Origin of the sequence: Caulobacter sp. (assembly GCF_049283275.1) — a bacterium.
GTDB lineage: Bacteria > Pseudomonadota > Alphaproteobacteria > Caulobacterales > Caulobacteraceae > Caulobacter.
The window spans coordinates 1-7,564 of sequence record NZ_JBAPVS010000062.1; the positions used below are offsets into that span (position 1 = coordinate 1).

Here is a 7,564-nt window from a genome sequence, read left to right on the forward strand (position 1 = left end):
GGCCGGCCGGCGCATCCTGGCTGGCGGCGGGCGTAGCGGCGACGCCGGCGGCGAGCGCGCAGCCGATGGCCGCCAAGATCGACAGGGGGCGAGCGCGTTGCGTGCGGGATGGCGTGGACGTCATGGAGTGTCTCCCGATGCGCGCCCACACAGCGCCGGCGCGACCTCATCTGGAGAGTTAGGCGGCGCACGGTCCGGCGAAATTGAACCTTGGTATCGACGATACCTTGGTCTCAGCGGCGGTCGGCCGCGGCCGTGTTCAGTCCGTCAGGACGCTTGGGCCTCGATGGGCACGACAAGCCGCGCCACGCAGCCGCCATCGCTGAACCGCCAGTCCGCCGAGCCGCCGAGTTCGGCCGCCAGGGCGCGCACCAGGCCCTGGCCGCGGCCGGGCCGTGGGTTGGAAGGGCGTCCGCCGTTGTCCCTGACCCCGCAGAAGATCTCGCCGCCACGCTGCGCCAGATGGACGGTGATGGCCCCGCTTCGTCCGCCGAGCCCGTGCCGGGCGGCGTTGCGCACCAGTTCGGCGACCACCAGACCAATGCGCCAGGCGCGCGCGGAGCCCGCCCAGATCTCGTCGGTCTCGACCGTGAGGTAGACGCTGCGTTCGGCGAGCGACGCGCGTGACATCGAGGCGCAAAGACCGCCGACATAGTCGGCCAGGTTCACCTGGCCCTCCATCGGCTGCAGCAGGGCGCGATGGGTCTCGGCGTGGGCCCGAAGCCGGTCGACGGCGCGGGCCAGCGCGACCTGGACCTCGGGCGCCGTGATCTGTGCGGCGGTCAGGGACAGGCTCGAGATCGCCTCGGCATACGCGTTCACGACACGATGGTTGATCTCCTCGACCATGTGCAGGGGCAGATTGGCCGTGTGACCGTGGATCGTCGTCTGCTGGATCATGGTCCGATCTCCCGATCATCGACGCATCGCGCTCGCGACGAGGCCTGGGAGACAGGATGAGGCCATGGCGTACCAAGGTTCTATTGAACCTTGGTGTCGCCGAGACCTTGGTGTCGTCTCAGTTCGCCGGATGCAGGCCCAGGCGCTGGCTCATCCGCACCAGATCGGCGAGGGACTTGGCCTGCATCTTCTCCATCGCCCGCCCCCGGTGGGCCTTGACGGTGATCTCGCTGATGCCGAGTTCGCCGCCGACCTGCTTGTTCAGCAAGCCGGAGACGACCAGGTCCATGACCTCGCATTCTCGGCGACTGAGGGTGGCGCGACGGTCTCGCAGAACCTGAAGCGCCGTCAGCTCTCCAACGGCGGCTTGGCTGCGGCGCAACGCCAAATCGATGGCGTTGACGAGAACGTCGTCTCCAAGCGGCTTGGTCAGAAATTCCGCCGCCCCGGCCTTCATCGCGCGCACCGTCATCGGGACGTCGCCATAACCCGTGATGAAGATGATCGGCATTTGCGACCGCTCGCCGGCGATCCTGTCTTGCAGGTCCAGGCCATTGAGGTCGGGCAGGCCGACATCGAGCACCAGACAGCTTGGACCAGGGTTGGCCGGGGTCGCCAGGAAATCGGTGGCGGACGCGAAGACTCGCACGTCCCATCCCGAAACCTGGATCAGCGCTTCCAGGGACTCGCGGACCGAAATGTCGTCGTCGACGACGTACACGGTCGGCGTCGACGACCATCCTGTCTGGGGCGCTGCGCCGGCGCCAAAGTCGCGGGGAGTTGGTTGCATGGCAAAGTCCCTCATCCTTTTTCAAGCGCGGCTTGGATCGCCTCGACGATCGCCGTTTCGCTGAAGGGTTTAAGCAAGAAGGCCGTGGCGCCCCGCATGAGCACCTGAGCCTCCACAGAGGTATCCGCGTGTGCCGTAATGAAGATAATGTCGATCTCGGCGCCGCGCCGCGCAAGCTCCTGTTGCAGCTCAGGTCCCGTCATTCCGGGCATCGCCACGTCCAGGACGAGGCAACGCGTGTCCGCAAGACTGTCGGATGCGAGAAACGCCTCGGCGGAATCGAACGGTCGCGCCTCGAAGCCGTGGGACTTCAGTAAATCAGGCAGGGATTCTCGGACGGACTCATCGTCGTCGACCACCGACACGAGCTTACGCTCACTCATCACACTTGCCTCAAGACTTGATCCGCGACGGCGGGGGAGCCGTCGTGAGGAATGGAAAACGAGAAGGTCGCCCCCGGGGCCTCTAGGTTCGGTCTGGCGGTCAGGCGTCCGCCGTGCGCCTCGATGATGGACCGGCTGACGGAAAGTCCAATGCCCATGCCGTCGGCCTTGGTGGTGTGGAAGGCTTTGAAGAGCGGATCGATGCGGTCGGGCTCGAGACCGACACCGGAATCACGCACCTCCAGCGTCACCAGGCCGTCAGCCTCCACATGCGCAGACACCCGCAACTCTCGGGCTCGGTCAACGACATCGACCATGGCGTCGGCGGCGTTCAAGATCAGGTTCAAGATGACTTGCTGCAGTTGGATGCGATCGGCCGTGACAAGGGGGAGGGGGGCGGCAAGCTCGGCCCGCACTCTCACGCGCCGACGTTGCAGTTCGCTGGCCAGGAGCGCCAGCATCTCGCGCGCGACCTCCTGAAGGTCGACCGACTCCAAGCTGAGAGGTTTGCGTCCGTACAAAGCCCGCAACCGCTTGATCACCTCCGAAGCGCGATTGCCGTCGCGCAAGGTGCGCTGGACCGTCGCCTGTGCGCCCGCCACGTCTGGCGGATCCGCCGCCAGCATTCGCAGGCAAGCGCTTGAATTGGTGATGATGCCGGCCAGCGGCTGGCTGACCTCGTGGGCGATCGAGGCGGTCAGGGTGCTCAGCGCCATCACGCGGGAAACGTGCGCGAGTTCCTCGCGGGTGCGGCTGAGATCGTCCTCGGCCAACTTGCGCGCCGTGATGTCCTGCAGTGCGCCCATGAACACCGGACGGTCGGGAATCTGGTCGATCCGATGCCCCATCACGTGGGCGTATCGCAGATCTCCGGTCGGGGTGATGACCCGGAAGACCAGTTCGAAGTTCTCGCCGACCGCGGCGCCGCCGATCAGGGTCTCCACGAGCGGGACATCCTCCGGGTGGATGGCCTGCATCATCATGCCCATGGTGATCTTGGTCCCTGGCTCGAAGCCGAAAACCTTATAGATCACGTCCGACCAGTTGTGCTCGTCCGCCGCCACGTCCCAAGTGAAGCTGCCGGTCTGGCTCAGGCTTTGGGCGGCGACGAGGTAGGTGTTGGCCCGGGCCAGATCGGCCTCAGCGAGCTTGCTGGCCGTGACGTCCTGGGTGCTCCCGATGTAGACCAACCGGTCGACGACCTCCGCGACCCTCGTGGCGATTGTGTGGAGATGCTTGACGGTCCCGCTTCGGGTGACGATGCGGTAGGAGATCTCAAAATCCTCACCCGTGCGTCGGCCCTCGGCGATGGCCTGTCCCGCCGCCGCCAGATCGTCGGGATGGATCGCCTCGAGGACCATCGACATCGTCGGCGTCACGCAAGCATCGAACTCCCAGATCCTGAAATTCTCGTCGGACCAATCCTGGGCGTCGGCCTCGACGTCCCAGGTGAAGCTTCCAATGCGGCTGAGGGTCTGCGCGCCCTTCAGGTAGCGGTTGGCCTTACGTAGTTGGGCTTCGCTCGCCTTCAGGGCTTCTTCGGCCAGACGGTAGGCTGTCAGGTCCTGCGTCGCGCCCATGTACACCAGTCGATCGGTGATCTCGGCCACCCGCTCATTGACGGTATGGAGGTGTTTTATGGCGCCGCTCGGAGTCACGATCCGATAGGAGATCTCGTATCCGGTCCCGGCCGCCATCGCGGGGGTCACGATCGCCTTCAGGCCCGGCAGGTCGTCGGGGTGAACGACGCTGTTGTGCAGGGTCCCTACACGACGATCGCCATCCCTTGGCATCTCCCAGATGCGGTAGAGCTCATCGGACCATTGTTGATCGTCCGTGGCGATTTCCCAGCGAAAGCTGCCGGTCTTGCTAAGCCTCTCGCCGGTCGCCAGATAGCGATTGACGCGCCTGAGCTCCTCCTTGCCGGCTCTGAGCGCCTCCTCGGCGACCTTGCCTTCCGTAACGTCCTGGATCGATCCCATGACGATGGCGCGGGACGAGTCGGCCACATGGTGGGCGACCGCGTGCAGATACTTCAGGGCGCCGTTCGGGGTCACCAGGCGGAAGACCGCGTCGAAATCCTTGCGGTCCTTGACGGCGGCGTGGAAGCCGTGACTGAACGCCTGCTGATCATCAGGGTGGATCAGCGACCGAAACGTCTTGAACGACACCGCGGTCCCGGGGGCGAACTCCAGTATCCTATAGAGTTCATCCGACCAGACGTGAGTGTCCGCCTCCACGTCAGTGGTGAAGCTGCCTGTCTTGCTCAGCCGCTGCGCTTGCGCCAGATGATCGTGGGCGCGCCGCAACTCCATGGCCTTGCTATTGAGCGCCGCGTCGGCCTGCGAGCGCTCGATGGCGATGCCGGCGATCTGGACGAAGCGGTCGATCAGTTCCGTATCGTCCTCGGAGGGGCCCCGCGGCTCCAACTTGTAGATTGCGAAGATCCCGAGCACGTCCCTGTTGTTGCCGAAGATCGGAGCGGACCAGCAGGAGGCGAGTCCAAACTCGGCGATCAGGGCGGGCCAGGCCGACCCTTCAAAGCGCGGATCTCGTGGCGGGTCGGCCGCGATGATCGTGGACCGGGTTTCCACCGCCAGCGAGCAGGGGCCATATCCGGGATCGATCTTCAAGCCGTCGAGCGCCGCGTTGTAAGCCTCCGGCAGGTTCGGCCCCGCGCCGACCCGGAAGTGGCGGCGATCGGAATCGACATACAGAATGCTGCAGAGCGACCCTTGGCTGAGGCTCTCGACCTGGAGACAGAGCTCACCGAGGATTTTCGGCAGGTCCACGCCCCGGGCAACCTGCTCCAGCAGCTGTTTCTCGGCCGCCAACTGGGCCTCGGCCCGCTTCCGATCCTCAACGTCGGTGCTGATCCCGCACCAACCGATCAACTGGCCCTGCGCGTCCTGCAGGGGGCGCGTCTGGATCTTGAACCGTCGGTAGACGCCATCGAAGCGCCGGAGCCGCGCCTCGACCTCGATGTCCCGCGGCGGGGCGGCCAAGGTCAGCTCCCAGGCCGCCAACGCCACGGCGAGATCATCCTGATGGAAGATCGCCGTCCAATCGGCCGCTAGCGCTTCCTCCAGGGTCAGGCCGCTATAGTCGAGCCAATGCTTATTGACGAAGTCACGGGTCCCGTCTGGCGAGGCCGTCCAGACCATGGCCGGCAGAGCATCGAGCAGTCGCCTGAGTTTCGTCTCCATGCCTGACTTTCGTAGCGCCGCAGTTGGCGACGATGCGCACTGCGTGAGCGGTCGTCCATAGTACTTTGGTGTCGGTCGCCGGCCCTTGGACGAAAGTATCGGCGACACCTTCGTCCAATGGACGGCGCGGCCGGACGCGCGCTCCTTTGAAGCCGGGACCCGAGCGCCGCGACAGCGGCTCGCTGCGGCATCCCAGGTTATCTGCAAGGAGTGAGTGATGATCCGCAAGGCGCACGCGGTTTGGCGCGGGACCGGCCGGGACGGGGAGGGGAACCTCACCACGGAGTCCGGCGTCCTCAAGGACAGTCCCTACTCCTATCGAACGCGGTTCGAGGGGCAGCCCGGGACCAATCCCGAGGAGCTGATCGCGGCCGCCCATGCCGGCTGCTTCACCATGGCTCTGGCCTTCCGACTGCAGGTGGAGGGTTTCAATCCGACCGAGCTGTCGACGGAGGCGGCCGTGTCGCTCGACCAGGACGGGGGAAGCTTTCGCATCTCCCGTTCGGCGCTCAGGGTGCGCGCCGTCGTCCCGGGCCTTGATGGGGAATCGTTCAAGCGCCTCGCCGCCGACGCCGAGCAGAACTGTCCGGTTTCGAAGCTTCTGAAGGCCGAGATCACGCTCGACGCCAGCCTCGCCTAGAGATCTCCGGGGATGCGCCTCCTCCCCCTTGTCCCCGGGGTGCGACCGTCGTTGGCCAATGCCGACGGCGGTCGTTTTTCTTGTGCGGGCTAGGATATTCAATCATCGCGCCTGTTCGATGAGATACCAAAGTATCGTCGATACCTTCGTCCAATAGAGATCTGAAGCAGTCCAGAACAAATTATCTTCTGACATTCGAATTGAAGCCGAAAATCGGCGTTTCGCAGCAGGAGAGGCCACATGTCTTCGGAAACTCATTTGCCCACGCGCCGAGGCTTCCTGGCTGCCTCGGCGACCGCCGGGACGCTTGGACTGGCGATCTCGGCCGGGGTGGAGGTGATCGGATCGGCGGCTGAGCCGAGCGGCGCTGGCGGCGGGAACGCCATCCGGCCCTACCGCATCCAGGTTCCCCAGACGGTTCTGGACGACACCAAGCGTCGCATCCTGGCCACCCGCTGGCCGGAGAAGGAGACGGTCAGCGACGACTCCCAGGGCGTTCAGCTGGCCACCATTCAGGCGCTCGCCCGCTATTGGGCCAACGACTACGACTGGCGCAACTGCGAGACCTATCTGAACAATCTGCCCAACTTCGTCACCGAGATCGACGGGCTGGACATCCACTTCCTGCATATTCGGTCCAAGCACGAGAACGCGCTGCCGATCATCGTCACCCACGGCTGGCCCGGCTCGATCATCGAGCAGCTGAAAATCATTGGGCCGCTGACCGATCCGACCGCCCATGGCGGCACGGCCGCGGACGCCTTTCATGTGGTGATCCCGTCGCTGCCCGGCCACGGCTTTTCGGGCAAGCCGACCCAGACCGGCTGGGACCCGATCCGTATCGCCAAGGCCTGGATCGTGTTGATGCAACGCCTGGGCTATGGCCGCTACGTGGCCCAAGGCGGCGACTGGGGCAACGCCGTCACCGAACAGATGGCGCTGCAGAAGCCTCCGGGGCTGGTGGGCATCCACACCAACATGCCCGCCACCGTGCCGGCGGACGTGGCCAAGGCCCTGCAGTTCGGCGATCCGCCGCCCGCCGGGCTGTCGGCCGACGAGCGTCACGCCTTCGACCAGCTGGACACCTTCTACAAGCACGGCCTGGGCTACGCCAACGAGATGGCCAACCGGCCGCAGACGCTCTACGCCCTGGCCGACTCGCCGATCGGCCTGGCGGCCTGGATGCTCGACCATGACGCCCAGAGCTACGAGCTGATCACCCGGGTCTTCGCCGGCAAGACCGAAGGCCTTTCGCAGGAAGACATCGTCGACAACGTGGCGCTGTACTGGTTCACCAACACCGCGGTGTCGTCGGCGCGCCTCTACTGGGAAAGCAAGCTGCCCTTCTTTGCGCCCAAGGGCGTCACCATCCCGGTCGCCGTCAGCGCCTTCCCCGAAGAGCTCTACCAGGCGCCCAAGAGCTGGGCCGAGCGCGCCTATCCGAACCTGATCTACTATAAGAAGCACGACAAGGGCGGCCACTTCGCCGCCTGGGAGCAACCGCGATACCTCACCGAGGATCTGCGCGCCGCGTTCCGTCCGCTGCGGCAAGCCTAGCCGCGCGCCGCCAGGCGCGGGTCGGACCTCCCCCCGCCGACCCGTGCCTGGCCTGCCCCTCCTTTCGTCCAACGGTTTTCGTCATGCG

6 protein-coding genes are annotated in these 7,564 nt (G+C 65.5%); 2 read left to right on the forward strand and 4 right to left on the reverse strand.

The window, feature by feature from the left end:
- Window positions 1–267: 267 nt before the first annotated feature.
- From WAL33_RS03130 to WAL33_RS03145, 4 genes are all read right to left on the reverse strand, one after another.
- Window positions 268–900, reverse strand: coding sequence for a sensor histidine kinase (locus WAL33_RS03130; RefSeq protein WP_422178386.1), 633 nt, complete (start codon window positions 898–900; stop codon window positions 268–270).
- Window positions 901–1,018: 118 nt separating this feature from the next.
- On the reverse strand, window positions 1,019–1,690 hold the full coding sequence (locus tag WAL33_RS03135; RefSeq protein WP_422178388.1) for a response regulator transcription factor: 672 nt from the start codon (window positions 1,688–1,690) through the stop codon (window positions 1,019–1,021).
- 11 nt (window positions 1,691–1,701) lie between these two features.
- The gene (locus WAL33_RS03140) at window positions 1,702–2,073 is read right to left on the reverse strand and encodes a response regulator (RefSeq protein WP_422178390.1); all 372 of its coding nucleotides are present in this window, start codon (window positions 2,071–2,073) and stop codon (window positions 1,702–1,704) included.
- Complete coding sequence (locus tag WAL33_RS03145; RefSeq protein ID WP_422178392.1) at window positions 2,073–5,279, reverse strand: PAS domain-containing protein; 3,207 nt, start codon at window positions 5,277–5,279, stop codon at window positions 2,073–2,075. Before WAL33_RS03145 ends, WAL33_RS03140 begins: the two co-directional genes overlap by 1 nt.
- Window positions 5,280–5,496: 217 nt before the next feature.
- On the opposite strand from WAL33_RS03145, the gene WAL33_RS03150 reads away from it, so the two are divergent.
- Both WAL33_RS03150 and WAL33_RS03155 read left to right on the forward strand, forming a co-directional pair.
- A complete protein-coding gene (locus tag WAL33_RS03150; RefSeq protein WP_422178394.1) occupies window positions 5,497–5,919 on the forward strand; it encodes an OsmC family protein in 423 nt (140 codons plus the stop codon).
- Window positions 5,920–6,159: 240 nt separating this feature from the next.
- Window positions 6,160–7,476: an epoxide hydrolase family protein gene (locus tag WAL33_RS03155; RefSeq protein WP_422178396.1), complete on the forward strand. Its 1,317-nt coding sequence runs from the start codon at window positions 6,160–6,162 to the stop codon at window positions 7,474–7,476.
- Window positions 7,477–7,564: the final 88 nt, after the last annotated feature.